The following is a 21,420-nucleotide window of genomic DNA, read 5'->3' as shown; positions in this document are numbered from 1 at the left end:
ACCGACACCGCCACAGAACTCCTTTTTTTCAAAGTCTCTAACACCAGAAATCGATCGGAAGCCCATGCAGGAAAAAGATGCTCTTTATGATGTGATCTCCTCGATCTGGCGTCGCAAGTGGGTCGCCGTCGGTGTATTCGCGGCGATGATCGTTCTGCCCGTCGTCTATGTCTCCCAGTTGGAAGACGAATACACGGCGCAGTCGAAGGTGCACATTGCCCACATGCCGGGGCTGGACCCGGGCAACCGGTCCGCGGTGCAGGTCTACAATGACCCGATCTCCCTCCAGACCGAGGTCGAGGTGCTCAAGAGCGATCCCATCGCCCTGGCGGTCATCGACACCCTCGACCTGGCCGCAGAGCCCGAATTCGCGCCGCAGGGCGTGCCGCTCTCGACCCGTGTGAAGACGTTGCTGGCGTCGGTCCTGCCGATCGATCTGGGCGTCGCGGAGGCGGAGACGCCCGAGGAAATGCGCGACCGCGTGTTGAAGGAATATTACGGCGGCCTGAAGGTCAGCAATGACGGGCGCTCGGCGCTGGCCGAGATCGATTTCACCTCCAAGGACCCGGCGCTGTCCCGCGAGATCGCGAATGCCCATGCAATCGCGTATATTTCCAACCGGTCCGAACGCCGCATCGATCCCTACGACGCCACCGCTGCCCGCCTGCTCGCACCCGCGCGCACGCCGGCTGCATCGAAGCCCGGGTCCGCCAAGATGGTCCTTGGCCTCGGCGTGCTGATCGCGTTGGTTGCCGGGGCGCTCGCGGCCCTGTCGCGCGATCACTACCTCCGCCGGGACCGGCGGCTGGAAGCGGTTTCGGAAGAACTCGGGCTTGGCGGCCTCGCGGCGCTGCCCGTCAATCTGGCCAAGGTCATGGCGCCCAAGGCCGGTCGCTACCGGACCTTCTTCGACGAGCGCTGCCGCTCCGTGGCGCGGATGCTCCATGAAGATCACGTCGGTGAAAAGCGCGTCTTCATCGTGTCCTCGGCGCTGCCGGGCGAGGGGGCTGCCGTCGTCGCGCACGGCCTTGCACAGGGTTTCGAAGCGCTCGGCAAGCCGGTCTGCCTCGTGGATGCCGACCTGCGGGGCAAGGGCCTCAGCGAGCAGTTCGAGTTGGAACCGGGCGCCAAGGGCGTCTCGGAATGGCTGCTGGGCGGGCTCCAGCTGCCCGAAACCAAGCGCAAGGGGGGGCTGCTCGTGCTGCCCTCTGGGCAGCGGCGACAGGACGCGGCCCGTGTGATGACGCGCGACCTGTTCGAGCGCCTGTTCACCGATCTCGCCAAGGGCTTCGACAACGTCGTCGTGCTGGCGCCTCCGATGGAGCCTCTGCCCGACGTCATGCTGATGTCGCCCGAAGCGACGTCCACCGTGCTCGTGGTGCGCTCGGACGCGCGTGATCTGCAGGCGAGCAAGCGCATGATCACCAAGCTGCGCGACCGGCATGCGGCCCTGTCGGGGGTGATGCTGGCCGGGAATGACCCCGAGATCGAGGACCTGCTGTCCAACCGCGCCACCCGCGCCCTGGTCGAGGTGACGCCGGCAGACAGCCTCTCGGCACGGGGACGTCGTCCGCGTGGTGTTCTGTTGGTGGCCCCCCGCCTCGCGGGCGGTGAGGCCGCGCGCACCGGCGAACCGGTCATCACGCAACTGCCCAACTTCAAGCGGAGCGGGCATGTCGGGGCGGCGGAATGAGCCGCAACGTGATTTTCCTGCAGCGTGCGTCGCTTGCGGCCTGCCCGGAAGGAGCAATGACATGATGAATTCGATGCGTGGAGCCTTGATGGCCGTCCTGAGTGCGGTTCTCCTCACGCCAGGCGTGGCTTCGGCCCAGGGGCAGGAGGAGATCCTGCTGGGCGTCGAGGATCAGCTCACGGTCAAGATCTACCAGTGGCCGGAGCTTTCCGGGGAGTTCAGCATCGGGGCCGACGGGCAGATTTCCCTGCCCCTCGTCGGGTCGATCCAGGCCGCCGGTGTGAGCACGGATGAACTCGGGCGGCGTATCTCCGAGTCCCTCAAGCAGCGCGCCCGCCTGTCCGAGGCTCCGGAGGCGGCAATTGCGGTGACGGAATATCGCCCATTCTACATCCTCGGGGACGTGGAACGTCCGGGCGCCTATCCCTATCGGCCCGGGGCCGTCGTGCTGAACGCCGTGTCGCTGGCCGGAGGGTACTATCGCAAGAAGACCAGCGATTGGCAGCGCGCGGAACGTGACGCGATCCAGGCGGTGGCCGACCGCGAGATCGTTGTCGGACAGATCCTGCGCCAGTCGGTCCGTCGCGCGCGCCTTGAAGCGGAGCTGGACGGGGCCACGGCCTTCGAGGTACCGCCGGTCGCGGCAAACAGCCCTGCGGCCCAGCCGATCATCGAGGAAGAGCGGCAGGTCATGGCGGACCGGGCCGAGCGGTTGGCCCTTTCGCTGAGCGCGATCAGCGCAGAGCGCATGGCGCTGAGTGGCCGGCTGCAACTGATCGAGGCCCAGATCGGCGAACGTGCCATCGAATTGGAAGCGACCCTGAAGCAGATGGAGTCGACCAGTGCGCTGGTGACCAAGAAACTGACCTCGACCAGCGAACTCTACAACATGCAGTCGCAGGCCTCGACGGTGCGCCGCGAACGCAAGGAACTGGAAGTCCAGCTCCTCGACACCCGGCAGCAACTGCGCAAGCTGGACGAGGAGGAAGAGCGTGTGCGGCACGACTTCAAGGCCGAGGCGCTTGTGGACCTGCAAACGGTGCGCGGCACGCTGGACGATCTCGAAACGCAGCTTCAGGAGGCCCGCCAGCTCTACATGGAGGCAACCCTGGCCGGGATCGACCAGAATAGCGCGACCCTCGAATCGGAGAGCGAACGTCTCTTCACGCTCGTGCGTCAGGACGGGGCCGAGAGCCGCGAAATGGCCGTGGAGGCCACGACGGCCATCCGCCCCGGAGATATCATCACGGTGAGGACGGCGCTTCCGCTGCCGACAGTCCCGAGCCAATGACGGATATCCGGGCCAATGGAACGGGTGGCGCGGTCGGCCATGGGGCGACCGGCGCGCAGAGCGAGGCCGTGAGGCGCATCCTGCTCTCCAGCAGCCATGCCTCGGAGGGCGGTGTTTCCGTCTATCTCGATATGCTGGCACGGGTCATGCGGGCCCGTGGCTGGGATGCGCAGACAGCGGCGCTCTACCGGTCTCCGCGCCCCGATCCGCGCCGGTTCGACGAGATCATGGTCGAGGTCGACACCCTCGGGGCAACCGGCTACGGGCGGGCCTTCTGGCGGTTCCTGTCGAAGGTGCGGCGGGAGAAGCCGGATGTCGTTCTGGGGGCCATGCCGCTCAGCAATGTCATGGCCGGTACGGCGGCGCTTCTGACGGGCTCGAAGGCGATTGCCACCCATCACAGCCCGCTGGAGACCCACAGCCGCCCCATTGCCATGCTCGATCGCTGGCTGGGAAGCCTCGGGGCCTATGACTCCGTGATCTGCGTCTCCGAGGCGGTGGCCCGGTCCTTCGGCAATTATCCCGAAAGCTACCTGAAGCACCTTCAGGTGGTGGCAAATGGGGTCGTGCCGGTCCGGGCGTCCTGTGACCGGGCCGACATCGTCGAGAAATACCAGCTGAACCCCGATCTGCCCTTCATCGTGATGGCCGGGCGCTTCGCGCCGCAGAAGAACCCGCTTGCCGCGATCAAGGCGGTCTCGAAGGTGCCGGGCGTCCAGCTCGTCATGGCGGGGACGGGGCCTCTGCGTCCCGATGTCGAAGCGCTCATCGCGGAGCTCGGCCTGTCTGACCGGGTGTTTCTAGTCGGCCTTCTGGATCGGCCCGACCTGCATGATCTGATGGGCACCTGCGACGCCTTCATGCAGGTCAGCCTCTACGAAGGGCAGAGCCTTGCCCTGCTCGAGGCGGTGTCGGCCGGACGCCCGATCATCATCAGTGACGTCCCGACACAGGTCGAAAGCGTGATCGGGGCCGATGGCGGGCTCGGCGCGACGATCTGTGATCCCGAGGACCCGCAATCCATTGCCGACGCGATCACGCTGGCGCTCTTCGATGACGTGCACCGCGCGCGGGTGTCGAAGACGGCCCAGGCTCTCGCGCAAGACGTTCGGACCGATGAGCAGATGCAAAGCGACTATGCCGAGTACTTCTGCTCCATCGTGGGGCGGACGGGCTGAGGCCTGTCGGCGCAGCGCGGTTTCCAACCACCAAGATCAGGAATTCTGATGCTCCCGCAGCGGCGGGAGGACGGTGTCAGCCGGGTGTCGCCTGACGCCGCGCCTTGTCCACGAGTTGCTGGGTCAGCGCCCCGCCGATCAGCGTGAACAGCCAGACCTCGGCGTCGCGGTTCATCATCGTGCTCTCTGACAGGTTGTGCATCAGGCCAAAGAACAGGAGCGCGAGCGGCAGTGCGCCGTCGCGCGATGCGATGCCCCGGGTCAGGATCAATTGCCCGATCGGAATGAGGAACACCGCCGCGATGGCCAGGGCCAGCCCCGGAAAGCCGATGGCAACGAGGGTGTCCAGGTATCCGTTGTGTCCGTTGGGCGAGACTTCGACCCAGTTGTCCGCAAGCTGATGGATCGGGCTGGCATCGTTGTAGGTCCAGAACGATCCGCTGCCTGCGCCCGTCAGCGGATGCGCCATCGCGTATTCGATCAGGAAGGCCCAGATCTGCGTGCGCCCGGTGAGGGAGTCCGGTTCATTCAGATAGGCATCGAGCTTGGCGCTGAAGAGGAAGGAGCCGATCTGGTACAGGCCGACCGCGGCGAGGAGGCCGATCACCAGCACCAAGCGCCGGTTGTGCGGAGGTGTGTAGCGATAGAGAAGCCCGATGAGCAGCGCCGCGGACCCGACGCCCATCGAGGTTTTCGACTTCGACATGTAGAGAAAGACGCCGGCGGCGACGATCGCGAAGACCCTCAGCAGGGTGCCGACCTTGAACGGGCTGAGCAGGTAGAAGAGGATGGCCGTCGCGCAGATCGCGCCCGCCAGGTTCTTCTGCTCGCTCAGGCCCTTCCAGTTGCCGATCAGCTTGGGGTCGACGACGCCGTACTGGTGGATCGCCGAGAGCGGGAACAAGGCCACGGCGACAAAGTCCGCCAGGACGAGCCCCAGCAGGACGATCTGCAAGGTCTTGGTCGTGCGCCGGTAGCCTGCCGCATCGGTGGACAGGAAGATGGTGACCACCATGATGATCGTGAGGCCGAGCCGCTGAAGCCCGGTCATGGGTACGAGGGACCAGCTCAGGCTGATCAGGCACCACGCGAAGAGAAGCCAGTAGGGCGTCGGGACCCGGGCGAGGCGGCTGGGAAAGCTCAGCAGGTTCTGAAGCCAGACGATCAGCACGAAGACCGTCATGTAAGACAGCTGGCGGCTGGCATCGCCCCCCTGCATGTCCCGCGGCGAGGGCAGGGCAAGGGGGTTGAAGCCGACACAGGCCAGGAACAGCACCACCCCCAGTATCAGGCAACCGATGGTTTCGCGGTGGCGGGCCACGAAGGGCCGGGAGGAGGCCTGCCCCATGGCGGGGGGATCGGCGAGGGCGCTGGTCTGGCTCGACATGGCGGTCAGGCTTCCCGACCGCGGATATAGGCGTTCAGCCGGTTGACGAAGGCCTCCGGGGCATGATCGCTGAACTGGTCAGGGCCCGCCACGCTGTCCATTGCCTCGCTGATGGCCTGCTCGATCCCCGTTTCGTCCTCCGCGACGAAAATCCCGTCGCGGCCGCGCAGCCAGTTCGCCGTGGCGAGTTGGTGGTCCGTCGTATGTTCACCCAGGGCCTTGCGCCGGGGCATCATCACCAGCGGCGTCCGTGCCCCGGCGGAGGTCAGGTAACTGCCGATACCGGCGTGGGCGACGACCACCTCGGCCGCTTCGACCTTCTCGCGGAAAAGGCTCGGCGCGAGGCTGCGGTCCCACTCCATCGACTTGGGCAGGTAGGTGCCGCTTCCGATCTGGGCGAAGACCGCAGTCCCGGGATGGGCGGCGGCCCATTCATCGAGCGCGATGATCAGGCGATCGAAGGGCATGACGGTTCCGACGGTTACGAAGATCATATCACGGCCCCCCAGTAGTCCGGCCCGTCCGGGCTGCTCAGGTGCGGCCATTGAGTCAGGAAGACATCCGCGATCCGGGACGCGTGCCGCCCCGACACCGAGATCTGTTCGGAGTTCGCGATCGAGTCGATCCAGATCGTCTTGGAGCGGAAGAAGAGCTTGCCCAGCACCAGCGCGGTCAGCCCCGGCAGGGCGCCCGTCGTGATGATGGTATCGGGGCGTTCTTTCATAAGCGCCCGCATCACCGTGTAGAGCGTGCGCGGCATCCGCTGCAGCGATTTGCTGTTCACTTCGCCCACCACGTAGAAGCGGTGGCCCGGAACGTCCTTCTCATAGTCCGCGCGCGTGCAGGCGTAGGCCACGTCCAGACCTTCGAAGCTGCGCTGCAACCGCATGAGTTGCATCCAGTGACCACCGGAAGAGCAAATGGCGAGAACTCGTTGCGTCATCTCAAATCTCCTGAACGAAAGGGGCAGGCGCAGGCGTCGTTTCGGGCGCATCCATCGGGCTCGGGGCTGACGACGAGGGGGAGTGCGCCATCAGGCGACGGACAGCGCCGCCCGTCACGGCCCGCGGCGGGGAGGCTGTCGCAAGGCCAGAGCGAGCGGCTGCAACAGGCGTCGGCCTCCCGGCCCGGTGGGGCGCGGCGTGCCTGGCGCACGTGACGGCGAGGGGGGCGTGCTGAGGGAAAGAAACCTGCGGATACATCGTGAAATCATTTCGGGCAAAAAGTCGCGTTCCTCAGCGTAACCCGCACAAAAGAAGGGGGATAAGGAATTCGCAGTGGCCGAAGGGGGAAGTCGGGCAGGACCCGGTTACGCCTATTCCGGCGGCGCAGCGCGGGCCAATCGTTCAAAACGACAGCATCCGTGAATCGCATTTTCTCGGCCAAGGCCGGATGGGGGAGGCAAACCACCATCGTCCCGCGCGACATGGCGGGAAAGCGCTGCCAAGCGCAGGCAGATTGCGACTCGCGGCAGGCAGGCGGTACCGCCACGGGCGTCAGGGGGCAGGGCGTCAGGGGGCGGGGGCGTCAGGGGGCGGGCCCCCGCATCGGATCAGGCGGGGTCGGCCAGCCCGGGTATCCGGATCGCCCAATCCTCCAGCCACTGCAGCGTGCCCGTGAGCACCGCGTCATAGACCGCGCGGCCCGCGGCCTCGCCCGCCGCGGTGTGCAGCCCGCAGTAGGCTTCCGCCCCGGCGGGGGCGGCGACGGCGATGCAATCGGTTCCCGTGCCCGTGGCGCGGCCCGTGGGCAGGCGCATCGCGGCCTCGATCACCGCGGCGGTGCGGGCCTGTGTGGCGATGGACAGCGCCTCGATCAGCGCGGCCTGCGTAATTCCGCAGGAGAGCCGCAGCGCCACGTTGATCGTCCCCCAGTCGCGGCCCGTGTAATCCATCCGGTGGCCGACGCGCTCGGCATTGGACAGGCCGACGGTGGCGACGGCGGTGGCACGGATGCCCTCCACCTCGGCCTCGGCGACCTCGTAGGCGCTGACATCGCGGGAGGTGAGGAAGGTCACGGCATTGCTGTCGCCGACCTCCTCCAGCCGCGCGGTGAGCCACGCCGTCACGTCCAGCTCCGGCGTCAGGTCTGAATTGCGGACCTCGCGCCAGAGGATGCGGTCGGCTGTGACAAGGCCGGAACGGTGCGGCGCCCAGCTGAGCACCTGCATCTCGCGGCCCAGGTCGAAGCGCAGCCAGGGCCGGTCCAGCGTCACGCTCATCCCAGGACCCCCATCGGCAGGAAGACCGGGCCGTCCTCGGTCTCGGCATGGTAGATCGAGACGCCGAAGGCCTCGGCCATGCGGGCGGGGGTCAGCACCTCGGCGGGCGTGCCGTCGGCGAGGATGCGACCGTGGGCCAGCAGCACCAGCCGGGTGCAATGCCGCGCGGCAAGGCCAAGGTCATGGAGCGAGGTCACCACCCCGCGCCCCTCGGCGGCGAGGCGGGCGAAGACCTGCATCGTGGCGATCTGGTGCGCCGGGTCCAGTCCCGCGACCGGCTCGTCCGCCAGCAGCAGCGGGCATTCCTGCGCCAGCGCCCGGGCGATCAGGGCGCGGGCCTGTTCCCCGCCCGAGAGCCGCGTGGCCGTCCGGGCCCGCAGGGGGCTGAGCTGCATCTGGGCCAGGGCGTCCTCGATGGCGGCGGTATCGGCCTCTGTGCCGCCGCCGTGGGGCAGGCGGCCAAGGGAGACCAGCGTCTCGACCGATACGGGCCAGGCGATCTCGCGGGCCTGCGGCATCCACGCGGCCTGTTTCGCCCGCGCGGCGGGGGAGAGGGCGGCCAGTGACGATTGCCCCGCGAAGGGCACCAGCCCGAGGGCCGCACGCATCAGTGTCGTCTTGCCCGCACCGTTGGGGCCGATGAGGCCCACGAACTCGCCTTCGCCCACGGAGAGCGTGATGCCGTCCAGCACCGGACGGTTGCGCAGGGTGACAGAGAGGTCGGAGAGCGAGAGCAGCGTCATGCCTGCTCCCCCTTCGTCTTCCAGATCAGGTGCAGGAAGAGCGGCGCGCCCACGAGGGCCGTCACCACGCCGAGCTTCAGGTCCCGGTCGGGCATCACCACGCGCACCGCGATGTCGGCGGCCAGCAGCAGCGCCGCCCCGCCCGCGGCGGAGGTCCAGAGCAGGGCCGAGGGCCGCGCGCCCACAACGGGCCGCAGCAGGTGCGGCACCACGAGGCCGACGAAGCCGATGGCGCCCGCAACGGCGGTACCCGCGCCCACGACGCAGGCGGTGCCCAGCACCAGCGCCAGCCGCAGCCGTGTCAGTTGGACGCCCATGGCGCCCGCCGCATCCTCGCCCAGTGTCAGTGCGTCGAGCCCGCGGCCCGTCCGGGCCAACAGCAGCGCGCCAAGCGCCATGAAGGGCAGGGCCAGCCAGACATGGACCATGGACCGGTCGGCGAGCGAGCCCATCATCCAGAAGACGATCTCCCCGGCGGCATAGGGCGAGGGCGAGAGGTTCAGCACCAGCGAGGTCAGCGCCGAGGCCATGGCCGAGACGGCGATGCCGGCCAGGATCAGCGTCAGGGAACCGCCACGTGGCCCGGCCAGCAGGACCAGCAGCAGAACGGCCCCCACGGCGCCCGCAAGTGCCATCAGCGGCAGGGCGAGGGCAAAGGCGGCGGAGAGGCCGGTCTGGATCGAGATCACGGCGCCAAGCGCGGCAGAGCCGGAGATGCCGATCAGCCCCGGCTCGGCCAGCGGGTTGCGCAGGTAGCCCTGCATCGCGGCCCCGGCGAGGCCGAGCGAGCCACCGATCAGGATCGCCAGCAGCATCCGGGGCAGGCGGATTTCCCGCATCACCAGCGGCAGCGGGCCATCGCCACCGGCCACAAGCGCCTTGAGCGCGGCCAGCGGCCCGATCTCGGCCGGGCCGATGACGAGGGAGGCCAGTGCCAGCAGGGCAACCAGCGGCAGCAGGACGGCAAAGGCTTTTTTCACTGCGCGGGCCTCATCCGCTCGCGCATGTCGGTCAGTTTCTTCATCGCACCCAGGACTTTCGGGGTTCCGCAGATCCAGTCGGCATCCGACATGATCGCGCCGGGGACGGCATCGCGCAACCGTTCCACCACGGGATGTTCGAGGATTTCCTCCGACCGCGATCCGCCGGGATAGGCGCGCGATGTGATCAGGGCGTCGGGTTCGGCCATGGCGAGCAGTTCCAGCGGCATCGGGCCGCCATGGGGGAAACCCGCCTCGGCGGCGACATTTGCGAAACCGGCGGCGGCGAGGATCTGGCCCGCAAGGGTCTGGTCGCCGGTGGTGTATCCATTGGCGTAATAGAGCGCGGCCCGGGGGCGCGCGTCGCCCGCAGGCGCCCGCAGCGCGGCGAGATCGGCATCGAACTGCGCGGTCAGCGCCTCGGCCTTGGCCTCGCGGTGCAGCAGCGTGCCGACCTCCGCGATATGGTCGCGGACCTCCTCCAGCGAATTGGCCGGCGCGATCTGGGCGACGCGGACGCCGAGACGGCGCAGCATGGCCACGGCGGCGAGGGAGGAATACTGCCCGGCGAGGACCAGGTCGGGCTGCATCAGCCAGACTTCCTCGGCAAGGGCGTGGTTGATGTCGTAGGCCTGCGCCTCCTCCACCATGGCGGAGGACCGCGGATCGGTCGCCAGCATGGAGACCGAGTGCAGCTGCCCCGGCGCGGCCAGCATCATCGCCAGCTGGTCGGTGCAGAGGTTGATAGAGACGACCCGGCGCGGCGCGGCGTCTTGCGCCTGCGCTGCGGCCGGGACGCCGAGGCAGAGGGCGGCCAGAAACGCCCGGGCGGATCGCATCCCTGATCCCCGGCCCGGACGTGGGGCTTTCCGGCCGTACCGCACCGCCTCTTACCAGGACGAGCTCAGGCCGACATAGGCCGTGCGCCCGCGCGAGGCATAGCCCCAGGTGTCGGAGTAGTCTTCGTCGAAGAGGTTCAGCACCCGGCCCGTCACCTTCACCGTATCGGTCACCGCGTATTGCGCCGAGACGTCCACCACCGTGTAGTCGGGCAGCTTCTCGACAGCGTAGCTGCCGAAGTACTGCGCGTCGTAGTTGCCCGCGACATAGCGCAGGTCACCGTTCAGCAGCAGGCGCCCGTCGAGCGAGGTCCAGGTCGCGCCGAGGGTGAGCGTATGCTCGGGGCGGCGCTGCTCGACCGAGCCATCGGGGTTGGTGGCGTCGAGGTAGGTATAGGCGGCGCGCAGGCTGAGCTGCTCCGTCGCCTCGAAGCGGGCCGCCAGTTCCACACCCTGCCGGTCGCTGTCGCCGGTCTGGTTGATGTAGGTGTAGGTCGTGGCATCGGCCATGACCGAGGTGATCTCGTCGGTCAGGGTCTCGTTGAAATAGGTCACGTCGATCGTGCCACGGCCCGCGGCGAAGGGCACCTCGACACCGATGTCGAAGGAGGTGTTCTCCTCCGGCTTCAGGTCGGTGTTCCCGGTGTAGGTGATGCCGCTGTAGGTGTCGTTTGCGAAGAGCTCGTAGTAGCTGGGATTGACCGAGCCCTTGCCCGCCGAGGCGTGAAGCCGGATGCCGCTGGCCAGCGTGTAGCTGACGCCCGCGTTCCAGGTGGTCACGTTGCCGAACTGGTCGTTGTCGTCATGCCGAATGCCGACCTGCAGGTCGAGACCGGGCGCGAAGCTGCCCCGGTACTCCGCCGCGATCGAGTTGGTCTCGCGGTTGTAGAGCGAATTGGTGGTCGAGCTGTCCTGCGCGTTCTCCAGCATCAGCGTGACCATGTGGTCCGCCGCCGCCACGGTGCCGTCGATGCCGTAGGACAGGCGGTACTTCAGCACCTCGGTTTCGGTCTCGGTCGGCGCAAAGCCGTTGTAGCCCTGGTCGTAGTCGGTGCGCTCGTAGCTCAGCCGGTTGACCATGCGCCCGCCGAGGCTCTCGTATTCCAGCCAGACCTGCGCGGTCTGCTCCTCGCGGTCGCTCCACTGGGTCGGATCGTCCACGACGTATTCACCGGCGGTGGCCGCCGTCCAGGACTCGCTGTCGTAGTCGTAGGTCTCTTCGGAATGGCGGAAGGTCGCGCCCATGGTCAGGCCGGGCAGCAGCTCGTAATCCGCGGCGAACTGCCAGGTCTCGCGGGTGATGCCGTCCTTCTCGCCGTTCGAGCCGGAGTAGTCGTAGCCCTCGTCGTGGCGCTTGGCATAGGTCAGCGAAACGCCACCCTTTTCGCCCCGGTGGGTGACGAAGCCCGATACGGCCCAGCCGCTGCCGGCCTCGACGGTGCCGCCGTAGTGCAGGCCGCTGCCGCTGGATTTCTTGGTGATGATGTTGATCACACCGGCCGAGGCATTGGAGCCGTAGAAGGCGGACTGCGGCCCGCGCAGCACCTCGATCCGCTCGATATTGACGGTCTCGAGCCCGGTGAGGATGTATTCGCCATCGCCGCCGGCGGCCTCGATGCCGTCGATCAGGATCAGGGTGTGGCTCGACTCGCCGCCGCGGATGCGGACCTGCGTGTAGCTGGCGCCGCTGCCCGAAACGCTGACGCCCGGTACGAGGCGCAGGGCCTCCTGCACCGAGGCCACGCCGCGCTCTTGCAGCTCCTCGCCGGTCAGCACGGTGGCCGAGCGCCCGTAGCGTGCGGCGTCGATCGGGGTCAGGCCGCCCGAGACGATGATCTCGTCCAGTTCGATCATGCTCTGCGCGCGGGCGGCAAGCGGAGAGGTGGCGGCGGTGATGGCCAGAACGGCCGTGGTCATCTTGAGTGTCATCTCTGTCCCTTCCGGGCGCCCCGTTGGTCGGGGCAGGTGCTTGCGTTCAGCAACCGGAAATGGACAGGTGACCCCCCGGCAGCGGTGCGGTGTCACCACATACGGACAGGTCCGTTGCCCCGGGCGCCCTCCGCGCCCCGAACAGGGTGAACGGCTTCGACAGGTTTCCTGACTTGCGGGTCATCGCCTTACCGGGCCTTCCCGCCGCGCCCTTGTGGCGCCGCAGTGGCATGATCCGGCATCGCTCGCCGCTTACAGTTGCGGGGGCAGTTGCGGCATTGGGCCCAAGGCCCGCACCGCATTCCCTTTTGCACCGGGCGTGGGGACACCCGGACCGAAGCTGGCCGGGACCCTAGGGCAGGAGGGGCCTGCAGTGCAAGAGCGAAAGCCCTGTCACCCGCCCTGAGACCGGGGCCTGCATCCCCCGCGCCCGCGCCGTGACGCCCTACTTGCGCCTGCCCTGCGTCTGGCGGTCACATGGGGCGCGTCGCCCCATGCGGCAGGAAGACCGCTTTCCCGAAACCTGCAATCAGATTAGACCTTTGCGGGAAAGGACGGCCCCCATGTCCCGGACCTCTGCCCTCACGCGCCTCGTGGCGCCCGCCGCTGCGCGGCATCTGCGTCTCGCCTCCGGCCTTGGCCTGGCGGCCGGGTTGCTCTGGCCCGTGCAGGCGGCCGCGATCGCCTGGGCGATTCCGGCGTGGATCGAGGGGCGCTGGGTGGCGGGGCTCTGGGCCGCTGCGCTCTTCCTTGCGGCCGCGCTGATCCGGGCCGGGCTGGAGGCCCTGGCCGCCCGCCGGGCCTACCGCGGCGCGGACATGGTGATCACCGAGGCGCGCGGGGCGCTGCTCGACCGCGAGGGGGGGCAGCTCTCGGGCGGCGTCTCCTCCGCGGCGCTCGGCGCGATGGTGGCGCAGAAGCTGCCGCTGCTCTCGCCCTATCTCACCCGCTACCAGACCGCGATGGTGCGCGTCATGGTACTGCCGCTGCTCTACCTCTGCCTCGTCTTCCCGGTGTCCTGGGCGGCGGGGCTCGTGCTGCTGGTGGCGGGGCCGCTGATCCCGGTCTTCATGGCCCTCGTCGGCATGGCCGCGAAGGAGGCAAGCGACCGCCAGATGGCCGAGATCGGCGACATGAACGCGCTGCTTATCGACAATATCGCCGCCCTGCCGGACATCCGCCTGCTGAACGCGACCGAACGGGCACGTACGGACTTCGCGGCCCGGGCCGAGGCGCTGAAGACGCGCACGATGGCGGTGCTGCGGGTGGCCTTCCTCTCCTCCACCGTGCTGGAGCTCTTCGCCGCACTCGGCGTGGCGATGGTGGCGGTCTATGTCGGCTTCTCACTGCTGGGGGAGATCCCCTTCGGCGCCTATGCCACGCCGCTCACGCTAGGGCAGGGGCTCTTCCTGCTGCTCATGGCGCCCGAGTATTTCCAGCCGCTGCGCGACCTTGCCGCCGCGTGGCATGACCGGGCCGCGGCCCAGTCCGTCGCCGATGAACTGGAGGCGCTGGCCGCCCGGCCCGCCGATCCGATCCTCGGCACCGGCGGCCTGGCCGCGCCGATCCCCGGGCCCGCCACGCTTGCCATGCACGGTGTCGTCGTGCAGCGCGGGACGCGCCGGCTGGTGCTGCCCGAGATCACGCTGGAGCCGGGCGAGATGGTCGTTCTGGCGGGCCCCAGCGGGGCGGGCAAATCCACGGCGCTCGACCTTGCGGCGGGGCTGCTGCGGGCCGGGGAAGGAGATATCACGGTGGCGGGACAGGCGCTCGACCGGCTCACCGCCGATGGCTGGCGTGCCCGGATCGCCTATATCCCGCAGGCCGTCCGGATGCCCGATGCGCCGCTGCACGAGATCCTCGACCCGCATGGGCGGGGCGGCGACATGGCGGCGGCGCTGCAGGCGGCGCGGGCCGATCACGTCGTGGCGGCCCTGCCCGAGGGGCTGGAGACACGGCTGGGCGAGACCGGCGCAGGCGTTTCGGGCGGCGAGGCGCGGCGTCTGTTGCTGGCGCGCGCCTTCCTTGCCGGGGCCGAGGTGATCCTCGCGGACGAGCCCACCGCCGACCTCGACCACGCCACGGCGCGGCAGGTGATCGACGCGCTTGCCGCGCTGAAGGGGCAGGGGGCGGCGCTGCTGGTGGCGACCCATGACCCGGAGCTGATGCACCGCGCCGACCGGGTGCTGCGGATCGGGGAGGATGCGGCATGAGACAGCTGTGGCGCGTGTTGCGCCTGCTCTGGTCCGCGCGGCCCTGGGGCATGTGGCGCGGGGCGATCCTGTCGGTCGTGGTGCTGATCATGGGGGCCGCGCTGCTGGGGCTGTCGGGCTGGTTCATCACCGCGACGGGCATGGCGGGGCTCGCGGGCATCGGCATCGCCTTCGATGTCTTCCGTCCTTCGGCGGGGGTGCGGATGCTGGCGCTTGGCCGCGCCGCCGCACGCTACGCCGAGCGGCTGCTGACCCATGATGCGACGCTTTCGGCGCTGGCGGTGCTGCGGCTCGACCTGCTCAAACGCCTCTCCGCCCGTCCGCTGGCCGAGCTGCGCCAGCTGCGCGGCGGCGTGGCGCTGACGCGGATCACGGCGGATGTGGATGCGCTCGACGGGGTGGCGCTGCGGCTCGCGTTGCCGATCGCCTCGGCGCTGCTGACCCATTGCTTCGCCTTCCTGATGCTCTGTTGGCTGGTGACGCTGCCTGTCGCGCTGACGGTGACGGCGGGCTACCTCGGCGGGGCGGGGGTGATCCTCTATCGCGTGGGGCGTCGCGGCTTCGGCCCGTCCTCGCGGGCCGAGGCGGCCGGGCAGGAGATGCGCCGCGCGGCGATCGGCCTCTTCCGCGGGCAGCGCGACCTGATCCTGCAAGGCCGGATGCCCGCGGCGCGGGCCGCCCTCACCGGGGCCGAGACCGAGGCGCGGGCGGCCCATGACCTTCTCGACCGGCTCGATGCGCGGGCGGGTCTGGCGCTGGCCACGCTGGTGGCGCTGGTCACCACCGCCGTGATGCTGCTGGCGCTGCGCGCGGTGCAGAGCGGCGCGGCGCAGCCCGCGGCGGCAGCCATCGGGGTCTTTGCGGCACTGGCCTTGGCCGAGACGGTGATGCCCCTGCGCCGCGGGCTGGCGGAGCTGGGCCGGATGCGCGATGCCGCTGAACGGGTGCTGTCGCAGCCCGAGGCCGCCGTCGCGGCGCCGAAGGCTCCGCTGGCCGCTGACACCGCCGCCGGGCTGCGGGTGCAGGGGCTGACCCTGACCCGTCCCGACCGGCTGAAACCGCTGGCGGAGGGCCTCTCCTTCGTGGTGGCCATCGGGGAAACGGTGGCGATCCGCGGCGAGAGCGGGTCCGGCAAGTCGACGCTGCTGGATGTGCTGGCGCGGGTCACGCCCTCGGCCGGGGCGGTGCACCTTCTGGGGCAGCGGCTGGAGGACTACCCAGAGGACCAGCTGCGCCGCCTGCTGACGCTGGTCCCGCAGCGCAGCGCGCTGATGGGCGGCACGATCCGCCAGAACCTCGCCCTCGCCCGGGCCGACGTGAGCGATGACGCCGCGTGGCAGGCGCTGCGCGCCGTGGCGCTGGACGGTGTGATTGCCGAGCGCGGCGGGCTGGAGGCGATGCTGGGCGAGGGGGGCGCGGGCCTCTCCGGCGGGGAGGCGCGGCGGCTTGTTCTGGCCCGCACTCTGCTGCGGCGCCCGGCTGTGCTACTCTTGGACGAGGCGACCGAGGGGCTGGACGATGTGACCGCCCGAAAGGTCCTCTCCGGCATCCGCGAGACCCTGCCGGAGGTCGCCCTGCTGCTGGCGGCTCACCGCCATGCGGAACTGGAATTCGCGGACCGGATCATTCAGCTTTAGAAGGGAGTGTTCAAAAAACACAAGCCTGTGAATGGCATAACGTCACATTCCGCAAATCGCATCCAGTTGATGCAGATCAAACGCACACGGATTGGCGGGGTGTATTGCGCGACAGAAACCTGCATTTTCGAGACACTATACGGTTTCGGGTAACCACGGGAGTTCCCTCATGGAGTTCGACGTCGTCGAGCTGTCACGCCTCCAATTCGCGATGACAGCGCTATATCACTTCCTCTTCGTGCCGCTGACTTTGGGTCTGTCGATCCTCGTCGCGATCATGGAGACGGTCTATGTCATGACCAACCGCCCCATCTGGCGCCAGATGACGAAGTTCTGGGGGACCCTCTTCGGGATCAATTTTGTCCTCGGCGTCGCCACGGGGATCACCATGGAATTCCAGTTCGGCATGAACTGGTCCTACTACAGCCACTACGTGGGCGACATCTTCGGGGCGCCGCTCGCCATCGAAGGGCTCATGGCCTTCTTCCTCGAGGCGACCTTCGTGGGGCTCTTCTTCTTCGGCTGGGACAAGCTGAGCAAGGTGGCCCATATGATCGTCGCGTGGCTGGTGGCCATCGGGTCGAATTTCTCGGCGCTGTGGATCCTGATCGCAAACGGCTGGATGCAGAACCCGGTCGGTGCGGAGTTCAACCCCGACACGATGCGGATGGAGATGACCTCCTTCTTCGAGGTGATGTTCAACGAGGTGGCGCAGGCCAAGTTCGTGCACACCGTCTCGGCCGGCTATGTCACCGCCTCGGTCTTCGTCCTTGGCGTGTCGGCGTGGTACATGCTGAAGGGCCGTCACATCGAACTGGCGCGGCGTTCCATCGCGGTGGCCTCTTCCTTCGGTCTGGCCGCGGCGCTCTCGGTCGTGGTGCTGGGGGATGAGAGCGGCTACTCCGCCTCCCATACCCAGAAGATGAAGCTGGCCGCGATCGAGGCGATGTGGGAAACCCACGAGGCGCCCGCGCCCTTCACCATCGTCGGCTTCCCGGACCAGGAGGCGCGCGAGACCCATTACGCCATCCACGTGCCCTACGTGATGGGGCTGATCGGGACCCGCTCGCTGACGACCGAGATCCCCGGCATCGAGGACCTCGTCGCGGAGTCGGAGGACAAGATCCGCTCGGGGCTGATCGCCTATGACGCGCTGATGACGATCCGCGCCGAGCGCGACGCAACCCCCGCCGACGTGCGCGCCACCTTCGAGGACCATTCCGAGGACCTCGGCTATGCCCTGCTGCTGAAGCGCTATGTCGACGACCCGCGCGATGCCACGGAAGAGCAGATCGCCATGGCCGCGGACGATACGGTGCCGCACGTCTGGCCGCTGTTCTGGGCCTTCCGGATCATGGTCGGCCTCGGCTTCTGCTTCATCGCGGTGATGGCCTCCTTCTTCGTCATGGCACAGATCAAGGGCATGCGCTTCCCGCGTCCCGCGCTCTGGCTGGCGGTGGTCATGATCCCCGCGCCCTGGATCGCGGCCGAACTGGGCTGGATCGTCGCGGAATACGGGCGGCAGCCCTGGACGGTGGACGGCATCCTGCCGACCGCGCTTTCGGCCAGCCACCTCAGCGTCGGCGATCTGCTGATCACGCTGGCGGGCTTCGTCATCTTCTACTCGGTGCTCTTCATAATCGAGATGGGTCTGATGGTGAAATACATCCGCAAGGGTCCGCAGGAAGACGTCGAGGCCACTGAGGTCTGGATGCAGAAACACGAACGCCGGATGCGCAGCTCCGGTGAAGTCAGCCCCGCGGAGTAAGTGACATGATCCTTTACGAACTGATCGACTTCGACGTGCTGCGGGTCATCTGGTGGGTCCTGCTGGGCGTTCTGCTCACAGGCTTCGCCCTGACCGACGGCTTTGACATGGGCACCGCGGTGCTGCTGCCCTTCGTCGGCAAGACCGACGTGGAACGGCGCATCGTCATCAACACCATCGGCCCGGTCTGGGAAGGCAACCAGGTGTGGTTCATCCTCGGCGGGGGCGCGATCTTCGCTGCCTGGCCGCCGCTCTACGCGGTGAGCTTCTCGGGCTTCTACCTTGCCATGTTCCTCGTCCTGGCCGCGCTGATCCTGCGGCCCGTGGGGTTCAAGTACCGCTCCAAGCGGGACGGCGTGACATGGCGCCGGAACTGGGACTGGGCGCTTTTCGTCGGCGGTGCCGTGCCTGCGCTGATCTTCGGCGTGGCCATGGGCAACGTCCTGCGCGGCGTGCCCTTCCACCTGACCGAGGACCTGATGCCGATCTACGAGGGCGGCGTGCTCTGGAAGCTGCTGGGCCTGCTGAACCCCTTCGCCCTGCTGGCCGGTGTGGTCTCGCTCTCCATGCTGACGATGCACGGCGCGGCGTGGCTGTCGCTCAAGGCCGAGGAGCCGGTGGCGGGCCGTGCCCGGGCCTATGGCGCCAAGGCGGGGATCGTGGCGGGCGTTGCCTATGCGCTGGCCGGGCTCTGGCTGGCCTTCGGCATCGACGGCTATGCCATGGTCAACCCGGTGCCGGCTGACGGTCCGTCGAACCCGCTCTACAATGAAGTCGTGCGCGGCGGGTCGTGGTTCGCCGCCTATGCCCAACGGCCGTGGATCGCGATTGCGCCGATCGCGGGCTTCGTCGGCATCGCGCTGACGGTGCTGGGCCTGCGGGCCGGGCGCGAGGCCTCGACCTTCCTCGCCTCCAAGCTGGCGATCACAGGGATCATCTCCTCGGTCGGGCTGGTGATGTTCCCCTTCATCCTGCCCTCGCGCACCAACCCCGACAGCTCGCTGAGCGTCTGGGACGCCTCCTCCTCGCACCAGACGCTCTTTGTCATGCTGGTGGCGGCGGTGATCTTCATGCCCATCATCCTCGCCTACACGGCGTGGGTCTACAAAGTCCTCTGGGGCAAGGTGACGGCGGATGACGTCACCGGCGAGTCCCACAGCTACTGACCGAAAGGAACTGAACGATGTGGTATTTTGCCTGGCTCCTCGGCCTTCCGCTGGCCGCGATGTTCGCGGTGCTGAACGCGATGTGGCTCGAACTGCGCGAAGACGCGCGGATGGCCGAAGAGGGCGAAGAGTGACCTGACGGGCCCCGCGCCCCATGAGACACCGCCGCGCCGCGTTCCGCGCGACGGCACTGGCCGGGCAGGGCAACCTGCCCGGCTTTTTTGTCTGGTGCAGGGGCGGAGGTGAGGGCCGCCGCCAGCGCCGCGCGGCGGGGGCCTTGGGTGAAGCAGGTCTGATACAGGCCCGACATGGGCTTTGCTCAGGCTGGTCGCAGGGGCTCCACCACGGCCGCATCCATCTGCGCGAAAGCGGCCCGCGCGGGCCTGACTTCCCGGTTCCGCGGCATCCGTTCGGTGCAGGATGAGGCGCCCTCTCACCGCATTGCTGCCTCCCGGAATTGACTCTGGTCTCTCCCCCGGTGCGCCGCCATGATCCGCGCGGGCGCCCCCGCGCCCCAATCCCTCCTCCGATCCGACAGGCTGTCATGACCCCGACTTCCCCCCTCACCGCCGCCGCTGCCCACAGCGCCGGTGCCTCGATCCGTGCCTATTTCTCCCTCACCGAACACCGCGCGCCCGCGATCAGCGGCGATGGTGGCCGGATGGTCTGGCTCTCCAATGCCAGCGGCTTCGCGCAGGTCTGGGAGGCGGACGGGCAGGGCGGCGCCGTGCAGTTGACCCGGATGGACGAGCCGGTGGGCAAGCTCAGCTTCGTGCCCGGCAGCCGCGACCTGATCCTGACCACCGACCGGGGCGGGAACGAGCGGCACCAGATCTGGCGCCTGCGTGACGGGGACACGGTGCCCGAGCCGCTGACCGACGCGCCCCGCGTGGTGCACGGCTTTGGCGCGATGTCCGCGGATGGCGGGCTGATGGCCTATGCCGCGAATGACCGCGACCCGGCCAAGATGGACGTGCTGGTCCGTGACATGGCGAGCGGGACGGTGCGCCGGGTCTGGCAGGGGCAGGGCTTCGGCGAGGTGCTGGCGGTCTTCCGCGATGGTGCGTCGCTGCTGGTGAAAACCTCGGAGGCGTCGAGCCGCCAGACCCTGTGGCGCGTCCGGATCGACGATGGCACCGCGACGGAGGTCTTCCCCGGTGACGGCCCGACGCAATACCGGACCATCAAGCTGCTGAAGGACGGCGTGACGATGCTGGCGCTCTGCGATCGCGGGCGGGACCGGGCGGCGCTGATGCGGGTCTCGCTGGAGAGCGGCGCGGCGGAGGTGCTGGCTGGCTACGACGCGGCGGATATCGACGGCTTCGCGCTCAGCGGGGATGAGGCCACCGCCGCCCTGCTGGTGAACCGCGACGGGCTGCACGGGATCACGCTGCTCGACATTGCACAGGGGACGCTCACCGATCTGCCTGCGCCGCACCCCGGTGTCCTCTCGGTGCCGGTCTTCCATCCGGCGAGTGGCGCGCTGGTCTTCTCGGCCGAGGGCGCCTGCGACGCGCCCGCGCTCTGGACGCAGGCGCTTGACGGCAGCCCTGCCACGGCGCTCGCCAAGACCCGGCCCGAGGGGCTGCCCGCCTTCCGCGAGCCTTCCCTCACCAGCTACACCAGCTTCGACGGGCAGCAGGTGCCCTGCTTCCTCTACGATCCCGAAGGCCCCGCGCCGGAGGGCGGCTGGCCGGTCATGGTGATCGTCCACGGCGGGCCGGAGTTGCAGTGGCAGCCGACCTTCCGCGCCGATGTGCAGTGGATGCTGGCGCAGGGTATCCGGGTTGCGGCGCCCAACGTGCGCGGCTCAACCGGCTATGGCCGCCAGTGGCACGAGATGGATGACCTCGGCAACCGGATGGACAGCGTGAAGGACCTGCTGGCCCTGCGGGGCTGGCTGGCGGCGCAGACCGAGGTGGACGCCGCGCGGATCGGCGTCTTCGGACGCTCCTACGGCGGCTTCATGGTGCTGGCGGCGATGGTCGAGGCGCCGGAAGCCTGGCGCATGGGCGTGAACTTCTACGGGATCGCCAACTTCTCGACCATGATGCAGACCACCGGCCCGTGGCGGCGGGACCTGCGCGCGGCGGAATACGGCGACCCGGAGGAGATGGCCGAGGCGCTGGAGGTCTTCTCGCCCATTCACCGGATCGAGAAGATCGCCGCGCCCCTGCTGCTGGTCCATGCCTTCGAGGATCCGCGCGTGCCGATCGGCGAGACGGAAATGGTCCATTCCTGCCTGACCGGGCTGCAACGGGATGTGGAATACCTGCGCATCGCCCACGAAGGCCACGGATTCGCCCGGACCGAGAACCGGCTGACCGTGCACGAGCGTCTGGCCGACTTCATCACCCGAACCCTCTGATCCAGCC

Annotated in this window: 17 protein-coding genes and 1 riboswitch; of the genes, 9 read left to right on the top strand and 8 right to left on the bottom strand. The window is 68.6% G+C overall.

What is annotated here, in order from left to right; translation table 11 throughout:
* Nucleotides 1-64: 64 nt before the first annotated feature.
* The 3 genes from ACX9MO_RS05765 (at nucleotide 65) to ACX9MO_RS05755 (ending at nucleotide 4,162) form a co-directional block, all read left to right on the top strand.
* Nucleotides 65-1,693: a Wzz/FepE/Etk N-terminal domain-containing protein gene (locus tag ACX9MO_RS05765; RefSeq protein WP_222491308.1), complete on the top strand. Its 1,629-nt coding sequence runs from the start codon at nucleotides 65-67 to the stop codon at nucleotides 1,691-1,693.
* Between the two features lie 88 nt (nucleotides 1,694-1,781).
* Entirely contained in the window at nucleotides 1,782-2,984 is a 1,203-nt protein-coding gene (locus ACX9MO_RS05760) for a polysaccharide biosynthesis/export family protein (RefSeq protein ID WP_462213851.1), read from the top strand.
* On the top strand, nucleotides 2,981-4,162 hold the full coding sequence (locus tag ACX9MO_RS05755; RefSeq protein ID WP_462213850.1) for a glycosyltransferase family 4 protein: 1,182 nt from the start codon (nucleotides 2,981-2,983) through the stop codon (nucleotides 4,160-4,162). Before ACX9MO_RS05760 ends, ACX9MO_RS05755 begins: the two co-directional genes overlap by 4 nt.
* A gap of 76 nt (nucleotides 4,163-4,238) precedes the next feature.
* Here the strand turns inward: ACX9MO_RS05755 and ACX9MO_RS05750 are convergent, their stop codons facing one another.
* The 8 genes from ACX9MO_RS05750 to ACX9MO_RS05715 all read right to left on the bottom strand — a co-directional run bounded on the left by ACX9MO_RS05750 (nucleotide 4,239) and on the right by ACX9MO_RS05715 (nucleotide 12,261).
* A complete protein-coding gene (locus tag ACX9MO_RS05750) occupies nucleotides 4,239-5,549 on the bottom strand; it encodes an O-antigen ligase family protein (RefSeq protein ID WP_462213849.1) in 1,311 nt (436 codons plus the stop codon).
* 5 nt (nucleotides 5,550-5,554) lie between these two features.
* Entirely contained in the window at nucleotides 5,555-6,043 is a 489-nt protein-coding gene (locus ACX9MO_RS05745; protein WP_462213848.1) for a glycosyltransferase, read from the bottom strand.
* Nucleotides 6,040-6,492, bottom strand: a complete 453-nt coding sequence (locus ACX9MO_RS05740) for a UDP-N-acetylglucosamine--LPS N-acetylglucosamine transferase (RefSeq protein WP_462213847.1) — start codon at nucleotides 6,490-6,492, stop codon at nucleotides 6,040-6,042. Before ACX9MO_RS05740 ends, ACX9MO_RS05745 begins: the two co-directional genes overlap by 4 nt.
* 609 nt (nucleotides 6,493-7,101) lie before the next feature.
* Nucleotides 7,102-7,770 (bottom strand): adenosylcobinamide amidohydrolase, encoded by a 669-nt coding sequence (locus ACX9MO_RS05735; RefSeq protein ID WP_462213846.1) that lies wholly within the window; start codon nucleotides 7,768-7,770, stop codon nucleotides 7,102-7,104.
* A complete protein-coding gene (locus ACX9MO_RS05730) occupies nucleotides 7,767-8,513 on the bottom strand; it encodes an ABC transporter ATP-binding protein (RefSeq protein ID WP_462213845.1) in 747 nt (248 codons plus the stop codon). The genes ACX9MO_RS05735 and ACX9MO_RS05730 overlap by 4 nt, the downstream gene beginning before the upstream one ends.
* Nucleotides 8,510-9,493 (bottom strand): FecCD family ABC transporter permease, encoded by a 984-nt coding sequence (locus ACX9MO_RS05725; protein WP_462213844.1) that lies wholly within the window; start codon nucleotides 9,491-9,493, stop codon nucleotides 8,510-8,512. The genes ACX9MO_RS05730 and ACX9MO_RS05725 overlap by 4 nt, the downstream gene beginning before the upstream one ends.
* Nucleotides 9,490-10,332, bottom strand: coding sequence for an ABC transporter substrate-binding protein (locus ACX9MO_RS05720; protein ID WP_462213843.1), 843 nt, complete (start codon nucleotides 10,330-10,332; stop codon nucleotides 9,490-9,492). Before ACX9MO_RS05720 ends, ACX9MO_RS05725 begins: the two co-directional genes overlap by 4 nt.
* Before the next feature lie 51 nt (nucleotides 10,333-10,383).
* Nucleotides 10,384-12,261 carry a TonB-dependent receptor plug domain-containing protein gene (locus ACX9MO_RS05715; RefSeq protein WP_462213842.1) on the bottom strand — a complete coding sequence of 626 codons (1,878 nt, stop codon included), beginning with the start codon at nucleotides 12,259-12,261 and terminating at the stop codon, nucleotides 10,384-10,386.
* A gap of 141 nt (nucleotides 12,262-12,402) precedes the next feature.
* Nucleotides 12,403-12,615: riboswitch (cobalamin riboswitch) on the bottom strand.
* A gap of 209 nt (nucleotides 12,616-12,824) precedes the next feature.
* Here ACX9MO_RS05715 and cydD point away from each other — a divergent pair.
* From cydD to ACX9MO_RS05685, 6 genes are all read left to right on the top strand, one after another.
* Nucleotides 12,825-14,474, top strand: coding sequence for a thiol reductant ABC exporter subunit CydD (gene cydD, locus ACX9MO_RS05710; RefSeq protein WP_462213841.1), 1,650 nt, complete (start codon nucleotides 12,825-12,827; stop codon nucleotides 14,472-14,474).
* Entirely contained in the window at nucleotides 14,471-16,111 is a 1,641-nt protein-coding gene (locus tag ACX9MO_RS05705; RefSeq protein ID WP_462213840.1) for an amino acid ABC transporter ATP-binding/permease protein, read from the top strand. The genes cydD and ACX9MO_RS05705 overlap by 4 nt, the downstream gene beginning before the upstream one ends.
* A gap of 169 nt (nucleotides 16,112-16,280) precedes the next feature.
* On the top strand, nucleotides 16,281-17,879 hold the full coding sequence (locus tag ACX9MO_RS05700) for a cytochrome ubiquinol oxidase subunit I (protein WP_462213839.1): 1,599 nt from the start codon (nucleotides 16,281-16,283) through the stop codon (nucleotides 17,877-17,879).
* A 5-nt stretch (nucleotides 17,880-17,884) separates the two neighbouring features.
* Nucleotides 17,885-19,045 (top strand): cytochrome d ubiquinol oxidase subunit II, encoded by a 1,161-nt coding sequence (cydB, locus tag ACX9MO_RS05695; RefSeq protein WP_222491336.1) that lies wholly within the window; start codon nucleotides 17,885-17,887, stop codon nucleotides 19,043-19,045.
* Between the two features lie 17 nt (nucleotides 19,046-19,062).
* Nucleotides 19,063-19,179 (top strand): cytochrome bd-I oxidase subunit CydX, encoded by a 117-nt coding sequence (gene cydX / locus ACX9MO_RS05690; RefSeq protein ID WP_222491339.1) that lies wholly within the window; start codon nucleotides 19,063-19,065, stop codon nucleotides 19,177-19,179.
* 410 nt (nucleotides 19,180-19,589) lie between these two features.
* The gene (locus ACX9MO_RS05685; protein WP_462213838.1) at nucleotides 19,590-21,413 is read left to right on the top strand and encodes a S9 family peptidase; all 1,824 of its coding nucleotides are present in this window, start codon (nucleotides 19,590-19,592) and stop codon (nucleotides 21,411-21,413) included.
* Nucleotides 21,414-21,420: the final 7 nt, after the last annotated feature.

The organism is Pseudooceanicola profundus (genome assembly GCF_054919315.1).
This window is presented reverse-complemented; position numbering and strand designations above follow the sequence as displayed.

Bases quoted from the DNA above. Each gene is read 5' to 3' on its own strand.
- ACX9MO_RS05765 (WP_222491308.1), top strand. From the start codon at position 65: ATGCAGGAAAAAGATGCTCTTTATGATGTGATCTCCTCGATCTGGCGT.
- ACX9MO_RS05760 (WP_462213851.1), top strand. From the start codon at position 1,782: ATGGCCGTCCTGAGTGCGGTTCTCCTCACGCCAGGCGTGGCTTCGGCC.
- ACX9MO_RS05755 (WP_462213850.1), top strand. From the start codon at position 2,981: ATGACGGATATCCGGGCCAATGGAACGGGTGGCGCGGTCGGCCATGGG.
- ACX9MO_RS05750 (WP_462213849.1), bottom strand. From the start codon at position 5,549: ATGTCGAGCCAGACCAGCGCCCTCGCCGATCCCCCCGCCATGGGGCAG.
- ACX9MO_RS05745 (WP_462213848.1), bottom strand. From the start codon at position 6,043: ATGATCTTCGTAACCGTCGGAACCGTCATGCCCTTCGATCGCCTGATC.
- ACX9MO_RS05740 (WP_462213847.1), bottom strand. From the start codon at position 6,492: ATGACGCAACGAGTTCTCGCCATTTGCTCTTCCGGTGGTCACTGGATG.
- ACX9MO_RS05735 (WP_462213846.1), bottom strand. From the start codon at position 7,770: ATGAGCGTGACGCTGGACCGGCCCTGGCTGCGCTTCGACCTGGGCCGC.
- ACX9MO_RS05730 (WP_462213845.1), bottom strand. From the start codon at position 8,513: ATGACGCTGCTCTCGCTCTCCGACCTCTCTGTCACCCTGCGCAACCGT.
- ACX9MO_RS05720 (WP_462213843.1), bottom strand. From the start codon at position 10,332: ATGCGATCCGCCCGGGCGTTTCTGGCCGCCCTCTGCCTCGGCGTCCCG.
- ACX9MO_RS05715 (WP_462213842.1), bottom strand. From the start codon at position 12,261: ATGACACTCAAGATGACCACGGCCGTTCTGGCCATCACCGCCGCCACC.
- cydD (WP_462213841.1), top strand. From the start codon at position 12,825: ATGTCCCGGACCTCTGCCCTCACGCGCCTCGTGGCGCCCGCCGCTGCG.
- ACX9MO_RS05705 (WP_462213840.1), top strand. From the start codon at position 14,471: ATGAGACAGCTGTGGCGCGTGTTGCGCCTGCTCTGGTCCGCGCGGCCC.
- ACX9MO_RS05700 (WP_462213839.1), top strand. From the start codon at position 16,281: ATGGAGTTCGACGTCGTCGAGCTGTCACGCCTCCAATTCGCGATGACA.
- cydB (WP_222491336.1), top strand. From the start codon at position 17,885: ATGATCCTTTACGAACTGATCGACTTCGACGTGCTGCGGGTCATCTGG.
- cydX (WP_222491339.1), top strand. From the start codon at position 19,063: ATGTGGTATTTTGCCTGGCTCCTCGGCCTTCCGCTGGCCGCGATGTTC.
- ACX9MO_RS05685 (WP_462213838.1), top strand. From the start codon at position 19,590: ATGACCCCGACTTCCCCCCTCACCGCCGCCGCTGCCCACAGCGCCGGT.